Origin of the sequence: Sphingomonas sp. R-74633 (assembly GCF_013416555.1) — a bacterium.
Classification (GTDB): Bacteria; Pseudomonadota; Alphaproteobacteria; order Sphingomonadales; family Sphingomonadaceae; genus Sphingomonas.
In genome coordinates this window covers 22,621-42,050 of sequence record NZ_JACCFG010000003.1, presented here as the reverse complement: position 1 = coordinate 42,050, position 19,430 = coordinate 22,621, and the positions used below count along the sequence as shown (strand labels likewise).

19 protein-coding genes and 1 other annotated feature are annotated in these 19,430 nt (G+C 67.0%); of the genes, 6 read left to right on the top strand and 13 right to left on the bottom strand.

Annotated elements, in window-relative coordinates; genetic code table 11:
- Positions 1 to 5 precede the first annotated feature (5 nt).
- The gene (locus HZY97_RS10305; RefSeq protein ID WP_180143277.1) at positions 6 to 1,151 is read left to right on the top strand and encodes an acyltransferase; all 1,146 of its coding nucleotides are present in this window, start codon (positions 6 to 8) and stop codon (positions 1,149 to 1,151) included.
- Here the strand turns inward: HZY97_RS10305 and HZY97_RS10300 are convergent.
- The 8 genes from HZY97_RS10300 to HZY97_RS10265 form a co-directional block, all read right to left on the bottom strand.
- Entirely contained in the window at positions 1,092 to 2,927 is a 1,836-nt protein-coding gene (locus HZY97_RS10300; RefSeq protein ID WP_180143275.1) for a glycoside hydrolase family 2 protein, read from the bottom strand. The genes HZY97_RS10305 and HZY97_RS10300 overlap by 60 nt on opposite strands.
- A gap of 76 nt (positions 2,928 to 3,003) precedes the next feature.
- The gene (locus tag HZY97_RS10295; RefSeq protein ID WP_180143273.1) at positions 3,004 to 3,780 is read right to left on the bottom strand and encodes a hypothetical protein; all 777 of its coding nucleotides are present in this window, start codon (positions 3,778 to 3,780) and stop codon (positions 3,004 to 3,006) included.
- 9 nt (positions 3,781 to 3,789) lie between these two features.
- Positions 3,790 to 4,521 carry a transporter gene (locus tag HZY97_RS10290; RefSeq protein ID WP_180143271.1) on the bottom strand — a complete coding sequence of 244 codons (732 nt, stop codon included), beginning with the start codon at positions 4,519 to 4,521 and terminating at the stop codon, positions 3,790 to 3,792.
- A complete protein-coding gene (gene zapE, locus HZY97_RS10285) occupies positions 4,518 to 5,633 on the bottom strand; it encodes a cell division protein ZapE (RefSeq protein ID WP_180143269.1) in 1,116 nt (371 codons plus the stop codon). The genes HZY97_RS10290 and zapE overlap by 4 nt, the downstream gene beginning before the upstream one ends.
- Positions 5,630 to 6,088: a PaaI family thioesterase gene (locus tag HZY97_RS10280; protein ID WP_180143268.1), complete on the bottom strand. Its 459-nt coding sequence runs from the start codon at positions 6,086 to 6,088 to the stop codon at positions 5,630 to 5,632. Before HZY97_RS10280 ends, zapE begins: the two co-directional genes overlap by 4 nt.
- Positions 6,085 to 6,870 carry a succinate dehydrogenase iron-sulfur subunit gene (locus HZY97_RS10275; RefSeq protein WP_180143266.1) on the bottom strand — a complete coding sequence of 262 codons (786 nt, stop codon included), beginning with the start codon at positions 6,868 to 6,870 and terminating at the stop codon, positions 6,085 to 6,087. The genes HZY97_RS10280 and HZY97_RS10275 overlap by 4 nt, the downstream gene beginning before the upstream one ends.
- 60 nt (positions 6,871 to 6,930) lie before the next feature.
- Complete coding sequence (locus HZY97_RS20950) at positions 6,931 to 7,524, bottom strand: ATP-dependent Clp protease proteolytic subunit (protein ID WP_180144474.1); 594 nt, start codon at positions 7,522 to 7,524, stop codon at positions 6,931 to 6,933.
- A gap of 274 nt (positions 7,525 to 7,798) precedes the next feature.
- Entirely contained in the window at positions 7,799 to 8,773 is a 975-nt protein-coding gene (locus tag HZY97_RS10265) for a C13 family peptidase (protein ID WP_180143264.1), read from the bottom strand.
- A gap of 127 nt (positions 8,774 to 8,900) precedes the next feature.
- Positions 8,901 to 8,956: a sequence feature (sul1 is cis-regulatory element that is thought to sense ions involved in sulfur or methionine metabolism; They are found in Alphaproteobacteria), on the top strand.
- A gap of 66 nt (positions 8,957 to 9,022) precedes the next feature.
- Between HZY97_RS10265 and HZY97_RS10260 the strand changes: the two genes are divergently transcribed.
- Entirely contained in the window at positions 9,023 to 10,513 is a 1,491-nt protein-coding gene (locus tag HZY97_RS10260; RefSeq protein ID WP_180143262.1) for a SulP family inorganic anion transporter, read from the top strand.
- Between the two features lie 19 nt (positions 10,514 to 10,532).
- Here HZY97_RS10260 and HZY97_RS10255 read toward each other — a convergent pair whose 3' ends face one another.
- The 4 genes from HZY97_RS10255 to sdhC form a co-directional block, all read right to left on the bottom strand.
- Positions 10,533 to 11,084: a hypothetical protein gene (locus HZY97_RS10255; protein WP_180143260.1), complete on the bottom strand. Its 552-nt coding sequence runs from the start codon at positions 11,082 to 11,084 to the stop codon at positions 10,533 to 10,535.
- A 104-nt stretch (positions 11,085 to 11,188) separates the two neighbouring features.
- Positions 11,189 to 12,991: a succinate dehydrogenase flavoprotein subunit gene (gene sdhA / locus HZY97_RS10250; protein ID WP_180144471.1), complete on the bottom strand. Its 1,803-nt coding sequence runs from the start codon at positions 12,989 to 12,991 to the stop codon at positions 11,189 to 11,191.
- Positions 12,988 to 13,377 carry a succinate dehydrogenase, hydrophobic membrane anchor protein gene (gene sdhD / locus HZY97_RS10245; protein WP_180143258.1) on the bottom strand — a complete coding sequence of 130 codons (390 nt, stop codon included), beginning with the start codon at positions 13,375 to 13,377 and terminating at the stop codon, positions 12,988 to 12,990. The genes sdhA and sdhD overlap by 4 nt, the downstream gene beginning before the upstream one ends.
- Positions 13,370 to 13,765: a succinate dehydrogenase, cytochrome b556 subunit gene (sdhC, locus tag HZY97_RS10240; protein ID WP_180143256.1), complete on the bottom strand. Its 396-nt coding sequence runs from the start codon at positions 13,763 to 13,765 to the stop codon at positions 13,370 to 13,372. The genes sdhD and sdhC overlap by 8 nt, the downstream gene beginning before the upstream one ends.
- A 227-nt stretch (positions 13,766 to 13,992) precedes the next feature.
- Between sdhC and HZY97_RS10235 the strand changes: the two genes are divergently transcribed.
- The 4 genes from HZY97_RS10235 (at position 13,993) to HZY97_RS10220 (ending at position 18,504) form a co-directional block, all read left to right on the top strand.
- Positions 13,993 to 15,336 carry a methyl-accepting chemotaxis protein gene (locus tag HZY97_RS10235; RefSeq protein ID WP_180144468.1) on the top strand — a complete coding sequence of 448 codons (1,344 nt, stop codon included), beginning with the start codon at positions 13,993 to 13,995 and terminating at the stop codon, positions 15,334 to 15,336.
- A 9-nt stretch (positions 15,337 to 15,345) separates the two neighbouring features.
- Complete coding sequence (locus HZY97_RS10230; RefSeq protein WP_257214999.1) at positions 15,346 to 16,716, top strand: methyl-accepting chemotaxis protein; 1,371 nt, start codon at positions 15,346 to 15,348, stop codon at positions 16,714 to 16,716.
- A gap of 115 nt (positions 16,717 to 16,831) precedes the next feature.
- Complete coding sequence (locus HZY97_RS10225; RefSeq protein WP_180143254.1) at positions 16,832 to 17,533, top strand: SDR family NAD(P)-dependent oxidoreductase; 702 nt, start codon at positions 16,832 to 16,834, stop codon at positions 17,531 to 17,533.
- Positions 17,530 to 18,504, top strand: coding sequence for a 50S ribosomal protein L11 methyltransferase (locus HZY97_RS10220; RefSeq protein WP_180143252.1), 975 nt, complete (start codon positions 17,530 to 17,532; stop codon positions 18,502 to 18,504). Before HZY97_RS10225 ends, HZY97_RS10220 begins: the two co-directional genes overlap by 4 nt.
- A gap of 33 nt (positions 18,505 to 18,537) precedes the next feature.
- Here the strand turns inward: HZY97_RS10220 and phhA are convergent, their stop codons facing one another.
- Entirely contained in the window at positions 18,538 to 19,407 is an 870-nt protein-coding gene (gene phhA, locus HZY97_RS10215; protein WP_180143250.1) for a phenylalanine 4-monooxygenase, read from the bottom strand.
- Positions 19,408 to 19,430: the final 23 nt, after the last annotated feature.

The following is a 19,430-nucleotide window of genomic DNA, read 5'->3' as shown; positions in this document are numbered from 1 at the left end:
CAGCGATGGGTGGGGGCAGCAAGCGGAGCTTTGAAGCCATAGACCTGCTGCGCTTCCTGAGCGCGGCGGGTGTGGTCGCCTATCATTACGGCAGCGCCTATGGCCGGATGCCCAACGGGCATGCCGCGTCCTGGCCGCGCCTGGTCCCGCTACCCGAAAGCTGGCTGGCGATGAGCTGGTGGGGCTGGATCGGCGTCGAATTGTTCTTCGTGATCTCCGGCTGCGTGATCGCCGGTTCAGCGCGCGGCGCGACGCCTGGGGGCTTTGCCGGCAGGCGCCTCGCCCGGCTGTTCCCCGCCGCCTGGGTCTGCGCGAGCCTGACGCTGGCGGTGCTGCTCGTCACCGGCGCCTCGGGGCCGCTGTTCACCCAGTGGCTTGGCGCGTTCACCTTGTGGCCGATGGGGCCGTGGATCGACGGCGTCTATTGGACGCTTGGCGTGGAACTCGCCTTTTACTGGCTGGTGGCGGTGCTGCTTGCCCGCGGCGCCGGCGATCGGCTCGAAGGGCTCGCCCAGGGGCTGGCGGTGGCCAGCCTGCTCTACTGGCTGGTGCTCGCTTCGGGCTTGCTGCCGGCGGGCTGGATACATCCGCGCATCGCCGATCTGCTGCTGCTGACGCATGGCTGTTTCTTCGCGCTGGGCATCCATGTGCGTGCCGCGCTCGATCATGGCCTGACCCGGCGGCGCGCCGCGGCGATGGGCCTGTGCCTGATCCCTGCGGCGCTCGAGATCGTCGCCCATGGCTATGATCTCGGCCCGGCGCTCGGCCTGGCCGGAACGCCGACCGTTCCGCTTGCCGTTTTCCTGGCAGGGCTGCTGGTGATGCTCGGTGCCGACCGGCTTCAACCCTATCTCGAGCGCTGGTTGCCCGCAGGGCTTGCGGCACGGCTCGGGCTGGCGACCTATCCGCTGTATCTCCTCCATCAGGAGGCCGGCGCGGCGGTGCTTTCGCGGCTCGTGCGCAGCGGGATGCCGGCAACCCTTGCAGCGCTGGTCGTGGGCGCAGCGATGCTGGCCGCGGCGCTGGCGATCTCCGCCTTCGCGGAGCCCTGGCTGCGCCGCGGGTTGTCGCGCCTGGCGGCGGCGCTGCGTTCAGCGCTGTTCCGCTTCCGCCCGGTGCCGATATTCCTCGGCGAGCACGCCGAACGCTAGCTTGCGCTGGCCGGTCTCGGAGATCAGGCCCTTGCGGTTCCAGCCCTGCTGATAGACCGGGTGCTGGCGGCGCGGCGAGCGGAAGTCCTTGAGGATCCAGGGACTCATGCCCCGGAGATACGGCACCTTCGCCGCCATCTCGAGTGTGCGGCGATAATATTCGGCCTGATATTCCTCGCTGAACTTGTGCGGTGCGGCGGCTGCGTCGTGATAGCCGTAGAGCGCATCGGCGCCGAATTCGGAGAAGATCAGCGGCTTGGTCACCGGGCTCTTCCAGGTGAAGCTCGGCACCTCGGCGAGCGGGTCGTCCGAATACCAGCCATTATAGGTGTTGATCGCCATTACATCGAGATCGTCGACCAGCGGATCGTTGATGCGCATCTCCTTGCCCTTGCGGTCGCTGAGCAAGGCGGCGGTGACCAGGCGGCTGCCGTCGAGCGCGCGGACATCGCCGATCAGCGTGCGGAGGAAAGCGTTGCGCGCGTCGCTGACCGGGGTTTCGTTGGCGACGCTCCACAATATGATCGCGGCGCGGTTGCGGTCGCGGCGGATATTCTCGGCGATCATCCGGCGCGCAGTGGCCAGCGTGTCCGGATTGCTCCACGCGACGCGCCAATAGACCGGGACCTCGCTCCAGATCAGCAGGCCCATCTGGTCGGCGAGACGCGTGGTGCCTTCGTCATGCGGATAGTGCGCAAGCCGGACGAAATTGCCGTGCAGGGCGTATTTGATCTCACCGAACAGCGCGGCGGCAGCGGCGGGGCTCATCGCGCGGACCGGGTCCTTGCCGAGCTCCTCCTCGTGCATCGAGATGCCGCGCAGGAAGATCGACTTGCCGTTGAGCAGGATCTTGTCGCCCTGCACTTCGATCGTGCGGAAGCCGATACGGTCGGTGAAGCGGTCGGCGCCGGTGGTTATCTGGACATCGTAGAGCGTCGGGCTCTCGGGCGACCAGCGCTTGAGGCCGCGCGGGGCGGGGAGGCTGGCGCTCCAATTGCCGTCGCCATCGGTGCGGCCGTCGAGCGTGGCGCCGAGCGCAGGAATGGCCAGCTTGATCGGCGCGTTGGCGGCCTGCGGCCCGAGCAAGTGCGTGGAGATCGCGATGCGGCCGTCCTTGCCCAGGCGCACAAAGGCGTCGTCGACAAAAGTCTCGGGCACGGTGACCAGTCGGATCGAGCGGGTGATGCCGCCATAGGTCTCCCAATCGGTGACCGGCGGGGGCACATCGCTGTCGGTGCGGGCGGAATCGACGCCGACGGTGACCTGGTTGCTGCCGGCGCGCAGAATGTCGGTCACGTCGAAGGCGAAGGGGGTGAAGGCGCCGACATGCTTGCCGACCGGCTTGCCGTTGAGGAACACGCTGGCGGCATAGTCAGCGCTGCCGAAGCGGAGATAGACGCGCTTGCCCGGGCCCGCGGGGGCGTAGTCGAAGGTCCGCTGGTACCAGACCAGGCCCTGATAATAGCGCATCTCGGGCGCATGGCCGATCCAGCTGCCGGGCAGATGGGTGACCGGCGAGCGCTGCATGTCGAACTCGAACAAGGCAGTCGGGCGTTTCGCCGCCTCGTCCTCCTGGATCTTGTCCTGATAACGCGCAGTGCTCTCGCTCGGCGGCCCGCCATGGAAGCCGGCGACGCCGTCGCGATAGGGATCGACCGACCAGTGCCAGGCGCCGTCGAGGCTCTGGTTCTCGCGCAGGTCGGCAGCGACCAGCGTCTGCGCCGAGGCGGCCAGGGGTGCCAGCAACGCCGCAAGCGCGAGCCCGATCCAACGCATAAACTCTCCCTCTTTTACGGGGAGCCTATCGTTTGTCAGGCCATTCGGCCAGACCAAAGGCCCGAAAATGGAGGCTTTATGCTTCCGGGGAAGGGCTGCCTGGATGCGTTCCCGGACGCTGCGGGATAACGAAAATCAGGATCAGGATAGCGACCGCGAGCACTGCCGAGGCGAGCGGCCGGCTGAAGTCGAGCCCGCCCTTGGCAAGCGGCTTGTCGAGGAAGTCGCCCACGGTCGCGCCGAGCGGGCGAGTGAGGATGAACGCGGCCCAGAACAGTGCCACGCGGCTCGCCCGCGTCCAGAAATAGAGCGCCGCCAGCACCGCGAGGGCGCAGCCGAACAGCGCCGCGCCGCCGAGATAGCCGAGCCCGCCGTCGTCCGCGGCCCAGTCGCCGAGCGCGGTGCCGAGCGTTTGCGAGAAGGTGATCGTCAGCCAGTAGAAGCCCTCGGCCCGTGGCGCGCTGACTGTATCGACCGATACCGACCCCAGCACCGCGTGCCACAGCGCCAGCGAGGCGAGCACGCAAGCGAGCAGCAGCGCCGAGCCGCCGGTATAGCCGATGCCGAGCGAGCGAGTGGCGAAGTCCGCCATCGTCGTGCCCGCGGTGGTCGAGGCGATGATCGTTGCCCAGTAGAGCAGGGGATGGAAGCGCTTCGCCCCGATCTGGCAGGCGACTAGGATCGCCAGCGGCACGATGAAGATCGCGGTGCTGATGAGATAGCCCATCTCCCAGGTCATCGAGACGGTGTCGCCGCCGGTCTCGCCCAGCGTGGTGGCGAGGATCTTGATGATCCAGAAGCCCAAGGTGACGGCAGGCACCTTGGTGACGATGTCGCGCTGGGCGGGGGTCATCGGAGTCTCCTAGAAGTTGAGCAGCAGCGCGGCATAGGCATGGAACTGCGCCTGCCGGGTGCCGCGCTCGAAACCGGGGCCGGCCGAGAAGAGCAGCGACATCGGCTTGCGGATCCGCCAGGTACCGCCGAGGCCGAGCGTGGTCGCGGCGCCGGCGTCGCGAGCATCGGGCCCCTGGTGCGTCGCTTCGGCGCCGAGCGTCAGCCGCGGCGTGACTTCGCGGGTGAGCGCGACACCGCCCTTCCAATAGTCGCGGTTGCCAGTGCCGGGATTGAACGTGTAGCCGCCCCCGCCGAACAGCGACCAATGCCCCATGTCCTTCTGCGCCCAGAGCGGAAGCTGGAAGGCGGCGCGGCCGGTGCCGAAGCGATGCCCGCCGCTCGGCACGATCACGCGCGGGAAGGCGGCGAACGCCACGCCGGCGGCGTCGTTGTGGAAGAAGCGATATTTGACGCCGAGTTCGACATTGCCTGCGCCGATCCGAGTCGCCTGGTCGTGGCTGAAGGCCATGGGCAGCGTGGCGGTCAGCTGGACGTCGGGTACCGCGCCATAGTTGAGATCGAGCCCCAATGCGCCGTCAGTGGTGCCGCGAAAGCCCGATCCCGCGACGAAGCCATAGACTTCCCAGTGCCGGAAATCGGTCGGTTCGGGATCGTCGGTATCATAAGGCGGGCCGGCAAAGGCGGGAATGGCGACGAGAGCGGTGAGGGCCGTCAGTGCCAGTGCCGCCTTCCGGATCATCCCGCTTCTCCGTGTCCCTGCGCCAGATACGCATCCGAACGCATTTCCATCAAGCGACTGACGGTGCGATCGAACTCGAAGCGGCCGTCGCCGGCTTCGTAGAGATGCTGCGGCTCGGCATCCGCGGCAGCGAGCAGCTTGACGTTATGCTCGTAAAGCGCGTCGATCAGCGTGACGAAGCGCGCCGCCTCGTTGCGGTTCTCGGGGCCGAGGCGCGGGATCCCGACCAGGATCACGGTGTGGAAGCGCCGGGCGATGGCGAGATAGTCGGCGGCGCCGCGGGCCTCGCCGCACAGCCGCTTGAACGAGAAGACCGCGACGCCCTTCAGGCATTTGGGCACATGGAGTTCACGCCCGCCCTGCACGTCGATGTTGCAGGCGGGGACATGCGCGGCGTCCTCGACCGGATAGTCGGTCAGGCGGAAAAAGGCCGCGGAGAGCTGCTTCGTGGCCTCGGAGCCGTTCGGCACCAGCCAGGTGTCCATCTGGCCGAGGCGATCGAGCCGGTAGTCGGTCGGTCCGTTGAGCGCGAGCACGTCCATCTGCTTCTCGATCAGTTCGATGAAGGGAATGAACAGCTGGCGGTTGAGCCCGTCCTTGTAGAGATCGCGCGGCGGCCGGTTCGAGGTGGCGACCATGGTCAGGCCATGGCCCATCATCTCGGTGAACAGGCGCGAGAGGATCATTGCGTCGGCGGGGTTGTTGACCACCATCTCGTCGAACGCGAGCAGGCGGATATCCTCGGCCATCGCATCGGCGACCGCGACGACGGGATCGCGCGTGTCCTTCTTGCGCTCCTCGTTGAGCCGCTCATGCACTTCGAGCATGAACTCGTGGAAATGGACGCGGCGCTTCCTGCGGATGTTCACGGTCTCGTAGAACAGGTCCATCAGCATCGACTTGCCGCGGCCGACGCTGCCCCAGATGTAGAGACCGCGCGGCGGCTCGGGCATGCGGCCGAGCGCGCGCCACAGGATGCTGCCCTTTCTGGGCACGGCTTCCAGTTCGTTCGCGAGCTGGTGGAGCCGTTCGGCGGCGGCGGCCTGTTCGGGGTCGGGGCGCAGCTCGCCCGCGGCGATCAGCGCCTTGTAGCGATCGATCACGCTGGTCATTGCGGCGGAGAACTCTTGCGGATGGTGCCGAGGAAGCTGGCGACGGTCACCTCGCCCTGGCGGACGACACCGCGCAGGAAGAGCATCCGGCCGGTCTCGCGCAACAGCTCGACTTCGGCCTCGGTCTCGGTGCCGATCGCACCGCCGGCGATGAACTGGATCGACATGTCGACGGTCGAGGCGGGGCCGGCGAGCACGCCGAGACCGCGGGCGGCGGCGAACAATGCCATGTCGATGAAGCCGGCCAGCGCGCCGCCATGGATATGGTCGCGCAGGTTCGAATGCTGGCGTTCGAAGCGGTGGCGGACCAGCGCGGTCCGATCCGTGGTTGCCTTGACCGACAGCGAACCGATGAAGCTGTTGAAGCGCCCCTGATCCAGGATCTGCCAGCGCTTCCAGCCGGGCAGATCCGGATCGTCCTCATATTGGAAATGTTCCGGGGCAGGCGCGCTCAAAGCGTGCGCTCGGCTTCCATCTTCTTGATCTCGGCGATCGCCTTGGCCGGGTTCAGGCCCTTGGGGCAGACGTTCGCGCAATTCATGATCGTGTGGCAGCGATACAGGCGGAACGGATCCTCGAGATTGTCGAGGCGCTCGCCGGTCATTTCGTCGCGCGAGTCGGCCAGCCAGCGATAGGCCTGGAGCAGGATCGCCGGGCCGAGGAACTTGTCACTGTTCCACCAATAGCTGGGGCACGAGGTCGAGCAGCAGGCGCACAGGATGCACTCGTACAGGCCGTCGAGCTTCTCGCGGTCCTTCGGGCTCTGCAGGCGCTCCTTGCCCGACGGCGTGGTCGAGACCGTCTGCAGCCACGGCTTGATCGAGCTGTACTGCGCGTAGAAATGGGTGAAGTCGGGAACGAGGTCCTTGATCACGTCCATGTGCGGCAGCGGCGTGATGCGGATGTCGCCTTTGATGTCCTCGATCGCAGTGGTGCAGGCGAGGCCGTTGCGGCCGTCCATGTTCATCGAGCACGACCCGCAAATGCCCTCGCGGCACGAGCGGCGGAAGGTCAGCGAGCTGTCCTGCTCGGACTTGATCTTGATGAGTGCGTCGAGGACCATCGGGCCGCAATCGTCGAGGTCGATCTCGAAATTGTCGTAGCGCGGGTTCTCGCCCGAATCCGGGTCGTAGCGGTAGATCTTGAACTTCTTGACGTTCTTCGCGCCCGGGTCCGCCTTGTGCTCCCGGCCCTTGGTCGAGATGCGGCTGTTCTTGGGAAGGCGGAAGTCGGCCATCGAGGGGTATCCTTATGCTTGGGGCGGGCGATAGCCAATCGCGCCGCGCCGCTCAACCTCTCAGATGATGTCGAGCACCAGGCCGAGCGAACGGGCCTCTTCCGCTTCGATATACCAGTTGGCCGGCGCGCGGGCCTGGACGTCGTCGAAGGGGACGCGGCTGCCGGCGATGATGTTGCGAAAGCCCTCCTCCTCGATCCGCACCGATTCCTCGATCTCGTGCAGCTTGGCCTTGAGGCTGGCGACCTGCATCTTGAGCGGGCCGGACAACTCCACGGTCGACTGGATCTGGCGCTCGTGGATCATGATCCGGGTGCCGCGCGTCAGGAAGCGCTTGTCGGCGGGGAAGGCGGCCATGAAGGTCGCGCCCGCCGAATAGACCGCGACCTTGCCGAGGAAGAGGATCTCGCGCCCCGAATAGTCGCGTAGCAGGCGGATCTCGTCGCCCATCAGCCGCGCGACTTCGGGATCGCCGCCGAGCGTGGAGAGCGAGACGACCAGCGTGCCCTCGCGCGGCGCGTTCGCCAGCTGCTCGCGGAAACTCGCGTACATCGCCTGGTCGATCGGGCCGGACAGCGCGACCTGCGGCTGGGCGAGCAGCGGATAGCGCGTCGCCTGCGTGCCGTCATCGGGGAGGAAATGGCTTTCGGTCACGGGCGCGGTAACCGGCTGGGACGCATAGGGTTCCGGCGCGCGCGGCAATGCGGGCGCGGCGGGACGCGGGGCAAGTGCCTTGCGCTTCGCTTCGCGCCGCTCGATCCAGCGACGGACCACGAAGGCGAGGCCGACGCTGATCAGCAGGCCGAGCCCGACCTGGAGCAGCCGGTTGCGGAAGCCGCCAGGAAGCGCCTTCTGGATCGCCGCGGGGATCTGGTGTTCCAGATCGCCCGGGATCAATCGCTCCAGAAGGGTCTCCTGGTCTGCCATTTCATCCGCCGGCCTTGAGCGTATCGGTCGCGGGGCGGCCGACGGGCGGGGTGTCGGTCTTGGGCATCCGCGCTTCGAGCGGGGCGAGCCAGGTCGCGACATCGGCGCCGATGCTCACCTGCGGGTTGCTCGGGATCACGCCTGCCGCGCCTTCCCACTCGCCGATCATCGTCCGCGCCTCGTCCGACGCGGCTTCGAGCGGCTGGCTCTTGCGCAGCGCGTGGTTGATCATCGCGTCGCCGAAGAAGGTCCAGTCATTGTCCGCCTGGCAGCCGAAGCTGGTCCGGTCCGACGAAGCGGCGGTCAGCAGCGCGGTGTCGGGGCCCGAGAGCGGCCCGACGAAGATGCCCGAATAGCAGGCCGAGAGGATCAGCACGCGGTTCTTGATGCCGAGCTCGTCGAGCAGCGCCTCGAGCCGCTTGGGGCTGAGGATGCCATAGCCGACATCGCCGTCATGATAGGCGATTCCCACCGGCGCGCCGTGGCTGGTGGTGTAGAGGACAAGGACGTCCTGCTGCTTGTCCATCACCTCGGCGACGCGGGCGAGCGCCAGGGTCAGGCTGGTGAGCGAACCGCCCGGCAACTCGCTCGGCATCGTGCCGGTGCTGCCGGCCAGCGTGATCGTGCGCCCGGCAGCGTCGAAGCGGCGCGAGAGCACCTTGCTCGCCTCCCGCGCCTCGCGGCCGAACACCGGATCGCTGTCGAGCGCGACCGAGACGACATAGGCATCGACGAGCGCCTTGCGCTGCGGCTGGAGCGCATTGAGTGCGACGGTGAGCTTGCGCGTGTCGGCAAGCATCGCCTTGGCCGAGCGCCCGCGCTGCAGTTCGGGCCCGGGATCAAGCCCTTCGATCCCGTCAGGCCCCGACACCATCCCCGGCCACTGCGCGTCGTGCGTCGGCGCCTTGTGCTGGGCGGCGGCCGGCGAAACGGCGAGCGCGGCAGCCGCCGCAAGGAAGGCGAACGCGGTACGCATGGGCAGGCCGAACCCCCGGGAATAGTTAACGCCCCACTCTCGCGGGTGCGCGGGCGGTGTCAAGCGGGCGCGGGTGGTTTCGTCCCGTTGCGGCACTCGCCGCCAGCCGCTAGAGGGCAGTCATTCGCAAGGATCCGGTGCAAGTCCGGATGGCTATCCCGGCCGCCGATCCGCCGGGCAACTCGAAGCACGACAAAGACCCCGTCTCACGCATTCAGGCGCGGGGCCGTGCGCGCGATTGGCAGTTTCATGGCAGATTTTCTCTCCTCCCTCCGGGCCGAATGGCTCCCGGGCCGCGTCCAGGCGCGCCGCGACCTTCTGGCCGGCATCGTGGTGGCGCTGGCGCTGATCCCCGAGGCGATCGGCTTCTCGATCATCGCCGGCGTCGATCCGCGCGTCGGCCTTTACGCCTCGGTGACGATCGCGATGGTGATCGCGCTGCTCGGCGGGCGGCCCGCGATGATCTCGGCGGCGACCGCCGCGGTGGCGGTGGTGGTCACGCCGCTCGTGCGCGATCACGGCCTGTCGTATCTCTTCGCCGCAACGGTGCTGATGGGACTGTTCCAGATCATCGCCGGGCTGATCCGCCTCGATCTGCTGATGCAGTTCGTGTCGCGCTCGGTGATCACCGGCTTCGTCAACGCGCTCGCGATCCTGATCTTCATGGCGCAGTTGCCGCAGTTCACCGGCGTCACCTGGGAGACCTATGCGATGGTCGGGGGCGGGCTGGCGATCATCTATCTCTTCCCGCGCCTGACCAAGGCAGTGCCGTCGCCGCTCGTCGCGATCCTGGTGCTTGCCGGCTTGAGCATCTGGCTCGGCCTGCCGGTGCGCACCGTGGCAGACATGGGCCATCTACCCGAAGGGCTGCCGAGCTTCGCGCTGCCCAGCGTGCCGCTGACGCTCGAGACGCTGCAGATCATCCTCCCTTATTCGCTGACCATGGCCGCGGTCGGCCTGCTCGAATCGATGCTGACCGCGCAGATCGTCGACGACATGACCGACAGCGAAGGCGATCGTCGGCGCGAATGCATGGGGCAGGGCGGGGCGAACATCGTCGCCGCGCTGTTCGGCGGCATGGGCGGCTGCGCGATGATCGGCCAGACGGTGATCAACGTCTCCTCGGGCGGCCGCAGCCGGCTCTCGACCTTCACCGCCGGTGCCTTCCTGCTGTTCCTGCTCGCGGTGCTCGGCCCCTGGGTCGGGCGCATTCCGATGCCGGCTTTGGTCGCGGTGATGGTGATGGTGTCGATCGGGACGTTCAGCTGGAACTCGATCCCCAATTTGCGCCGCCATCCGCCGACCTCGTCGATCGTGATGCTGGTGACCGTGTTCGTGGTGGTCGCGACGCGTGACCTGTCCAAGGGCGTGCTGGCGGGCGTACTGCTCTCGGGCATCTTCTTCGCCGCCAAGGTGCGCCGCATGTTCGCGGTCGAGCGCAGCGAGGCGGACGGCCATGCCGTCTACCGGGTGACCGGCCAGCTGTTCTTCGCCTCGGTCGACCGTTTCGCCGCGGCCTTTCGCGGCGAGGAGCCGGCGCGGCGCGTCACCATCGACGTTTCGGCGGCGCATTTCTGGGACATCTCGGCGGTCGGTGCGCTCGACCGGATCGTCGCGCGGCTGCGCGGCAACGGCACCGAGGTCGAGGTAATCGGCTATAACCGGGCCAGCGCCGACCTGATCGACCGCTTCGCGCTCCACGACAGGACCGGGGTGGAAACCGGCGCGATTCCGCACTGAGGGAGCAGGCCGCGCCGGCTCAGTGCCAGACCGCCGAGAGCGGGTAGAGCAGGATCAGCCACGCCAGGCATCCGACCACTATGCGTCGGTCGCGCGCCAGGATCGCGAGCAGCGAGATCGGGAAGAAGGACCAGGTGAGCAGCACTGCCCGCAGGGTGAACATGCCCTGTGTTCCCCCAACCGCGAAGGTCGTGGCCATCAGCGCGATGTTGCAGAGCAGCACGGCGCCCATCACCTTGCGGTAATGCTTGTCGAAATAGGTGCCCAGGTCGCCCCATTCCTCGAAGTCGTCGGGGAAGACGAGCGAGGCGGCGACATAATAGATGCCGGTGACGACGAAGCCGCCGAACAGCACCGGCCAGCTGAGCGGCAGCAGGTCGCGCAGCGCCCAGCCATACATCCAGAAGGTGACGACGTCGCACGAGACGAAGATGCCGAGCAATGCGGTCGCCCAGCCGATATGCACCTTGTGGCTGGCCTTGAGCGCGCGCGACAGCCCGCCCAGCCCCTCGGCCAGCGCCAGGCCGAGCAGCAGCCCGAACAGCGTAAAGATGAATTCGAACCCGCTCATGATGCCCCCTTTGCTCGCCGTTAGCTAAGCCGCTGTGCGCCCCAAAGAAAAGGGCCCGCTCGCACCTGGCGAACGGACCCTTTCCAAATTCAGGTCTCGAAGGATCAGTACACCCGCTTCTTCGGCTTGATGTAGTCGATCTCGTCGGTGAGCGTGTAGTCGTGCACCGGGCGGTAGTCGATGCTGGTCTTGCCGCCCTTGCCGCCCCAGCCATCGAAGGTGGCGACGGTGTGCTTCATCCAGTTCTTGTCGTCGCGATCGGGGAAGTCCTCGTGCATGTGCGCGCCGCGGCTTTCCTTGCGGTTGGCGGCGCACTCGATGGTGACGACGGCCTGGCCGATCAGATTGTCGAGCTCGAGCGTCTCGACCAGATCGGTGTTCCAGATCAGCGAGCGGTCTGCGATGCCCACGTCCTGGAAGCCCGAATAGACTTCCTGCATGTGCTTCACGCCCTCGGCGAGCAGCGCGCTGTCGCGGAACACGGCGCAGTGGCGCTGCATCGTCTTCTGCATGTCGGCGCGGATCTGCGCGGTGGGCTTGCTACCCTTGGCGTTGCGGAAATGGTCGAGGCGGCCGAGCGCATAGTCTTCCGAGCCCTTGGGGAGCTCATTGTGCTTCATACCGGGCTTGAGCAGCTCCTTGAGGCGCAGGCCGGTCGCGCGGCCGAACACCACCAGATCGATCAGCGAGTTCGAGCCGAGGCGGTTGGCGCCGTGGACCGATACGCATGCCGCTTCACCGACCGCGAACAGGCCGGGGACGACCGAGTCCGGATCGCCATCCTTATTGCGGACGACTTCGCCGTGATAATTGGTCGGGATGCCACCCATATTGTAATGGACGGTCGGGACCACCGGCAGCGGCTGGCGGGTCAGATCGACATTGGCGAAGATCTTGCCGGTCTCGGTGATGCCGGGCAGGCGCTCGTGCAGCGTCTTCGGGTCGATATGGTTGAGGTGAAGGAAGATGTGATCCTTCTCCTTGCCGACGCCGCGGCCCTCGCGGATTTCCATCGCCATCGAGCGCGCGACAACGTCACGGCTGGCAAGGTCCTTCGCGCTGGGCGCATAGCGCTCCATGAAGCGCTCGCCCTCGGAGTTGGTGAGGTAGCCGCCTTCGCCGCGCGCGCCCTCGGTGATGAGCACGCCGGCGCCGTAGATGCCGGTCGGGTGGAACTGGACGAACTCCATGTCCTGCAGCGCGATGCCCGCGCGCAGCGCCATGCCGTTGCCGTCGCCGGTGCAGGTGTGCGCCGACGTCGCCGACTGGTAGACACGGCCGCCGCCGCCGGTGGCGAGGACGACAGCGTGGCTGCGGAAGCGGTGGATCGAGCCGTCTTCCATGCACAAAGCGATCACGCCGCGGCACTCGCCATTTTCCATGATCAGGTCGAGCGCGAAATATTCGACGTAGAAGTCCGCGTCATACTTCAGGCTCTGCTGGTAGAGCGCGTGGAGCATGGCGTGGCCGGTACGGTCCGCCGCGGCGCAGGTGCGCTGCACGGGGGGGCCTTCGCCCATATTCTGCATATGGCCGCCGAACGGACGCTGGTAGATCGTGCCGTCGTCGTTGCGGCTGAACGGCACGCCGGCATGCTCGAGCTCGTACACGGCCTGCGGGGCTTCGCGGACCATATATTCGATCGCGTCCTGGTCACCGAGCCAGTCCGAACCCTTGACGGTGTCGAACATGTGCCACTGCCAGTGGTCGGGCGTATTGTTGCCGAGCGAGGCGGCGATGCCGCCCTGCGCCGCGACGGTGTGCGACCGGGTCGGGAACACCTTGGTGATGCACGCTGTCTTCAGGCCGGCCTCGGCGCAGCCCATGGTGGCGCGCAGGCCCGAGCCGCCGGCGCCGACGACCACCGCGTCATAGCTGTGGTCGATGATCTTGTACGCGGACATCAGAGCGCGGCTCCTGCCGAGAAGGCGATCTTGAGGATCGCGTAGATGGCGGTGGTGCCGGCCGCCAGCGTGAAGAAGTTGAGCACGACCATCAGCACGATGTGCGTCTCGTCATGCTGATAGTCTTCGATCACAACCTGCAGGCCGAGGCGGAAGTGATAGAAGGTGCTCGCGACGAGGAGGATCAGCGGCACGGCGACCTGGGTCTGGCCGATCCAGTGGCGGATCGTCTCGAAGTCATGCGCCGGCAGCAGCGCGATGCTCAGCACGAACCACAGCATCAGGATCAGGTTGGACCCTGCGCTGAGCCGCTGGTGCCACCAGTGATGCGCGCCCTCCTTGGCGGAGCCGAGACCGCGGACGCGGCCGATGCTGGTGCCGTTACCCATTGGTCTTCCCCCAGATGATGAAGCCCCAGAAGGCCGCGGTGAGGACGATCGCGGCGACATAGGTCAGCAGCGCGGTCGTCTTGTTGGCCTTGAGCTCGAAATTCGCGCCCTGGTCGAGGAAGAAGTGGCGGATGCCCGAGCTCATGTGCTGGAAAAAGGAGAGCGTCAGGCCGATGCCGAAGACATAGCCGGCAATGTTGAGCGCGCCCGACTTCAGCGTGAACAGGTCGAGGAAGAAGCCATAGGCCGCCGGGCCCGACGCGAGAGCGACCAGCCACCAGACGAACAGGAGCGTCCCAACGGTCGCCATGCCGCTTCCGGTGACGCGGTGGGTAATCGAGACCGCCATCGAGGGGCCCCACTTCCAGATCGATAGATGCGGCGACATGGGTCGCGCCGTGTTGCGCACATTGGCCAAGAGCAAGTCCTTCCTCGGTCGGTGCTCGTCTCCTTAGTCCGGGTACGGGCGGATGCAAGTCGGCACGCGCAAACCGGGCCTTTGACTAACCCGGTCTTAACCAGTTCCCCCGCATATCCAGCAACCGAGCGGCCTTATCGTCCCATGGCCGCCACAGGGGACATTGTTTCGTGACCAACGCCGTTTCGCTTGAGGATCTGCCGACGCCGGGCACCGTTGCCGCCCGCATCGACGTGCGTGCCCGCCTGCGCATCTTCGATTTCGAAGGCACGCTGCTCGCCTCGGGCCGCGCCGCCTGGCAGGCGCTGGAACCCGAGATTCGCGCGGTTTCCGAAGCATTTTGGGAACAGTGGCTGCGTTGCTTCGCCGATGAGCGCAACTGGGCGACCGACGATACCCAGAAGATGATCGACGTCGGCGTCGTATTCCTGAAGAACCGATTTCTTGAAACCGAGGGCCGTGCCTGGATCGAGTCGATCGAGCGCTCGGTCGCCGCGGCCTATGCCGCCGGCGTGCCGCCGATGGCGCTGCTTTCGATGATCAGCGCGAGCGACCGCGCCGCGCTCGAGATCCTGATCCGCCGCGTCGGCACCGAGGACGCGCGACTCGCCGGGCTGATCGACACGCTGATGCGGCTCTCGGCGCTCGAAGGCGACATCACCGTCGAGATCTACAACATGTATCGCGAGCACAGCGCCCAGGCGGCGCGCGACCGGCTCGCCGAGGATTTTCGCGACTCGATCGGCGGCACCGTCCAGCGCGCTTCGCGTGAGGGCGAGCAGCTCCGTATCCAGGCCAGCCACACCTCCGCTTCGGCGCGTGGCATGCTCGGCAAGGCGAGCGAAGTCGCTGCCGCGGCCGAGCAGTCGGCGGTTGCGATGCGCGAAGCCGCGCAGACCGCCGCGGGCCTGATCCGCGCGATAGAGGACGCCCGTATGGAAGTCGAGACCGCGGCGGATATCGCCACGCGCGCTTCCTCGCAGGCAAGCGAAGCGGTCGGCATGAGCGAGGCGCTGAGCGATCACGCCAAGTCGATCGAATCGATCCTCGGCCTGATCCGCGACATTGCCGGCCAGACCAACCTGCTCGCGCTCAACGCGACGATCGAAGCTGCCCGCGCCGGTGACGCCGGCCGCGGCTTCGCGGTCGTCGCGCAGGAAGTGAAGAGCCTGGCCAACCAGACCGCCCGCGCGACCGACGACATCGCCGCCAAAATCGCCGCGATCCAGTCGGCGACCAAGGGCACGGTGGAAACCAATGCCTCAATCCGCTCGACGGTGACCGAGGTGCAGGAAAGCGCCAACCGCATCCGCACTGCGATGGAAGTCCAGGCACAGACGGTGACTGCGATCACTGCGGCGGTCGACGAGACGGCGCTCGCCGCCGATTCGATGTCGGCGACGATCGGCGCGATCCGCGAGGATACCGAGGCCGTCGCCAGCGAGATCGATCGGGTCGGGCAGGGCTTTGCCGCGCTCGAGGGGCAACTTGGAAGTCTTAAGGGCAGCGCGAGCGATTTCATCGCCAAAGTCGCGGCCTAGGGGGAGAGCATGATGGTTACGAGGCGCGAACCCGGCCGCTGGAGCGGCGGCACGCGGACGGTGGAAGACCATCGCCGCGAATATGACTGGGACGGTGCAATCGAGGCCGGCTGCCGCGACATCGTCGCGCTGATCGGCCATCGCCAGCGCGAGATCGCCGAAGGCTTCTGGCGCCATTTCAGCGCGATGCCGGCGAGCCAGCCGATGCGCAAGATCCTCGAGGATCCGCAGGCCTATGAGGCGCAGGTCGCCCACGGCGCGCGCTATGGCACGCTCAAGTTCGAGAAGCCGTTCAGCGAGGAATGGGTGGAGATGGTGTGCGGCTATGCCGCGCAGACCTATGGTGCGGGCATCCCGCTGCCGGCAGTGGTCGCCGCCTTTTCCTTCGCGCATAGCGCGACGATGCGCGCGCTGGGCGAGGCGTTGCCCAACGATGGCGAGAAGCTCGGCCGGCTGTGCGATGTCGTCCAGCGCATGGCGATGGCGGAGGCCGATCTGATGGCCGGCCATCTCGGCGCGCGCGATGCCGCGTACGCAGACGAGGCGCGTCGCGATCGCTCGGCACAGTTCAAGGCGAGCATCGCCGAATCGATCGAAGGGGCCACCGGCCTCGCCAATCGCATCCGGGTGCAGGCGCAGGGCGCTTCGGGCTCGGCGCGCGGCATGCTGGGCAAGGCTTCGGAAGTCGCTGCGGCAGCCGAACAGTCGGCCGTCGCGATGCGTGAAGCCGCGCAGACCGCAGCTGGCCTGATCCGCGCGATCGAAGACGCCCGTATGGAAGTCGAGACTGCGGCGGATATCGCAACGCGCGCCTCCAGCCAGGCCAGCGAGGCCGTCGGCATGAGCGAGGCGCTGAGCGACCACGCCAAGTCGATCGAATCGATCCTCGGCCTGATCCGTGACATTGCCGGCCAGACCAACCTCCTCGCGCTCAACGCAACGATCGAGGCTGCCCGTGCCGGTGATGCCGGCCGCGGCTTCGCAGTGGTCGCGCAGGAAGTGAAGAGCCTGGCCAGCCAGACCGCCCGCGCGACCGACGACATCGCGTCGAAGATCGCCGCAATCCAATCGGCGACCAAGGGCACGGTGGAGACCAACGCCTCGATCCGCTCGACGGTGACCGAGGTCCAGGAAAGCGCGAACCGCATCCGCAGCGCCATGGAAGTCCAGGCGCAGACGGTGACGGCGATCACCGCGGCGGTCGACGAGACCGCGCTCGCCGCCGACTCGATGTCCGCCACGATCGGCGCGATCCGCGAGGACACCAAATCGGTGACGCACGAGATCGACACCCTCCAAAAGGATGTTGCGGAAGTCGACGACCGTCTCCACAAGCTCCGCGCCGCGGCGGACAGCTTCTCGAGCAGCGTCGCCGCCTAAGAGCTTCGTCATCTCCGCGCAGGCAGGAATCCAGGGTCTACGGACAGCACCATGTCTCTGGATCCCCGCCTGCGCGGGGATGACGGAAACCGGGTGAGGCGCTAGGGCTGGCGGCATGGCCACCCATATCCTCCTCACCGGCGCGAGCCGCGGCATTGGCGCCGCGATCGCCGAGAGCTTCAAGAATGATGACGTCCGCCTGATCGGACAGGGCACGAAGAGCGGCATCCCCGCCGACTTCGCCGATCCGCAGGCGCCCAAGGCGCTGTGGAACAAGGCGCTCGACGCGCTGGATGGCCGCATCGACGTGGTCATCAACAATGCCGGCATCTTCGACAGCAATCCGCTCGACATCGATCATGAGGATTGGGTGGCGAATTGGGAGCGGACGATGCGGGTGAACCTCACCGCGTCCGCCGAGCTCTGCCGCCTCGCCATCTGCCACTGGCAGGCCGAGGGGCGCCCCGGCCGCATCGTCAACATGGCGAGCAGGGCGGCCTATCGCGGCGACTCGCCTGCGCACTGGCATTATGCCGCCTCCAAGGCAGGCATGGTCGGCATGACCAAGAGCATCGCGCGCGGCTATGCGCGCAATGGAATCCTCGCCTTCGCGATCTGCCCCGGCTTCACGATGACCGGCATGGCCGAGGATTATCTCGCCAGCCGCGGTGGCGAGAAACTGCTCGCCGACATCCCGCTGGGCCGGGTGGCCGATACCGACGAAGTGGCGGTGCTCGCCCGCTTCTGTGCCCTCAATGCGCCACCCTCGATGACCGGGGCGGTGCTCGACATAAATGGTGCGAGTTACGTTCGATGAGCAGCTGGAAACTGACCCTCCCGTGCACCCGTGCCGAGGCGGAAGCGATCGATGCCGATGACAGCGTGGTGTTCGAGATCGAACCTTCGCCGGTGCTGCTCACCAGCGAGCTGGTCGCGGACGATCCGCTGCGCTGGCAGCTCGAGGCCTATTTCGAGAGCAAGCCGAACAGCGCCGCGCTCGCTGCGGTGCAGGCGCTCGCGCCGAGCTCGAAGGGCGTGAAGGCGGTCGCGGAGAAGATCCGCGACGCCGACTGGGTGACGCTGAGCCAGGCCGGGATCGAGCCGGTCCATGCCGGCCGCTTCTATATCCATACCGGCACCAACAAGGGCAAGGTGCCCGCCGGTGCCACCGCCTTCCGGATCGATGCCGGCCTCGCCTTTGGCACCGGCACGCACGAGACGACCTCGGGCTGCCTGCTCGCGCTCGATCGGCTCAAGGCCGAGGGCAAGCGCTTCGAGAATATCATCGATGTCGGCACCGGCACCGGGCTTCTCGCCTTCGCCGCGCTCCATCTCTGGCCGCGCGCTTATGCGACGGCATCGGACATCGATGCGCGTGCGGTGGACGTCACCGGCGATAATGCCGAGCTCAACGGCATCAAGCTGGGCGGCGGGCAGGGCGCGCTGGCGCTGGCCGCGGCGGCGGGCGTCGAACATCCGCTGCTGATCGGCCGCGCGCCCTATGACCTGGTGATCGCCAATATCCTGGCCGGCCCGCTGATCGAGCTGGCGCCCAGCCTGGGCGTGGTACTGGCCGAAGGCGGCACGCTGATCCTCGCCGGGCTGCTCAAGGGTCAGGCCGAAGCGGTCGCGCAGGCCTATCGCCGCCAGGGCCTCCGCCTGGTCGATCGCACCGACCGCGGCGACTGGCCGACGCTGACGCTGACCAAGCGCGTGCGCTACGGCACCGAGCGGGTGACGCGGCTGAGCCGGGGCAAGGGTGAAGCGCCGGGATTCGGCAGCTGGTGAACATGTTCCCCTCCCTAAGGGAGGGGCTCAAGCTCAGGCCGCCTTGCTCTTCGCATATTCCTGCGTGCCGTGGGTGATCACGTCATCGCCCGGCAGAATCTCGGCGATCGGGATGTCCGGTTTGCCGATGATCTCGTCATAGAGCGGTGCGAAGTCGGTTTCGACCGTCTGGCGCAGCAGTTCCTCGTAGCTGGGGATGACGAAATAATTCTGCTGGAAATCGTCGATCCGGTAATCGGTCTGCATCACCCGCTTCATGTCGAAGCCGATGCGGTTGGGGCTATCGCTCTCCAGCGCGAAATGGCTTTCGGCCGAGGACGAGACGATGCCCGCGCCATAGATGCGCAGATCGTCGTCCTCGCGGATCAGCCCGAACTCGACCGTGTACCAGTAGAGCCGGCCGAGCTGCTTGAGCGCGCCGAGTTCGAGCGCGCGGTTGCCGCCGCGGCCATAGGCAGCGAGGTAGTCGGCGAACACCGGATCGGCGAGCATCGGCACATGGCCGAACACGTCGTGGAAGACGTCCGGCTCCTGGATGTAATCGAGCTGGTCGGGCCGGCGGATGAAATTGCCGGCGACGAAGCGGCGATTGGCCATATGATCGAAGAACACGTCATCGGGCACCAGCCCGGGCACCGCGACGACCTGCCAGCCGGTCAGCTTCATCAGCCGCTCGGAAAGCTCCTCGAAATTCGGAATGCCCGAGTCGGAGAGGCGCAACGCGTCGAGGCCCTTCAGATAGGCCTTGCTCGCGCGGCCCGGCAGCAGCTTCGCCTGACGGGCGTAGAGCTTGTCCCAGGTTGCGTGTTCTTCGGCAGTATAAGCCTGCCAGTCCTGCGGTATCGTCCAGTCAGCCGATGCGCCCTCCGGCGGGCGATCGAGCACATGCGTGTCTTGAGCCATGAATATGGCATAGCATGCGATGG

Coding starts and splice junctions, on each gene's coding strand:
- HZY97_RS10255 (WP_180143260.1), bottom strand. CDS start 11,084: ATGAGCGGGTTCGAATTCATCTTTACGCTGTTCGGGCTGCTGCTCGGC.
- HZY97_RS10290 (WP_180143271.1), bottom strand. CDS start 4,521: ATGATCCGGAAGGCGGCACTGGCACTGACGGCCCTCACCGCTCTCGTC.
- zapE (WP_180143269.1), bottom strand. CDS start 5,633: ATGACCAGCGTGATCGATCGCTACAAGGCGCTGATCGCCGCGGGCGAG.
- HZY97_RS10265 (WP_180143264.1), bottom strand. CDS start 8,773: ATGCGTACCGCGTTCGCCTTCCTTGCGGCGGCTGCCGCGCTCGCCGTT.
- HZY97_RS10295 (WP_180143273.1), bottom strand. CDS start 3,780: ATGACCCCCGCCCAGCGCGACATCGTCACCAAGGTGCCTGCCGTCACC.
- HZY97_RS10230 (WP_257214999.1), top strand. CDS start 15,346: ATGATGGTTACGAGGCGCGAACCCGGCCGCTGGAGCGGCGGCACGCGG.
- HZY97_RS10220 (WP_180143252.1), top strand. CDS start 17,530: ATGAGCAGCTGGAAACTGACCCTCCCGTGCACCCGTGCCGAGGCGGAA.
- sdhC (WP_180143256.1), bottom strand. CDS start 13,765: ATGTCGCCGCATCTATCGATCTGGAAGTGGGGCCCCTCGATGGCGGTC.
- sdhD (WP_180143258.1), bottom strand. CDS start 13,377: ATGGGTAACGGCACCAGCATCGGCCGCGTCCGCGGTCTCGGCTCCGCC.
- HZY97_RS10305 (WP_180143277.1), top strand. CDS start 6: ATGGGTGGGGGCAGCAAGCGGAGCTTTGAAGCCATAGACCTGCTGCGC.
- HZY97_RS10275 (WP_180143266.1), bottom strand. CDS start 6,870: ATGGCCGACTTCCGCCTTCCCAAGAACAGCCGCATCTCGACCAAGGGC.
- phhA (WP_180143250.1), bottom strand. CDS start 19,407: ATGGCTCAAGACACGCATGTGCTCGATCGCCCGCCGGAGGGCGCATCG.
- HZY97_RS10300 (WP_180143275.1), bottom strand. CDS start 2,927: ATGCGTTGGATCGGGCTCGCGCTTGCGGCGTTGCTGGCACCCCTGGCC.
- HZY97_RS10225 (WP_180143254.1), top strand. CDS start 16,832: ATGGCCACCCATATCCTCCTCACCGGCGCGAGCCGCGGCATTGGCGCC.
- HZY97_RS10260 (WP_180143262.1), top strand. CDS start 9,023: ATGGCAGATTTTCTCTCCTCCCTCCGGGCCGAATGGCTCCCGGGCCGC.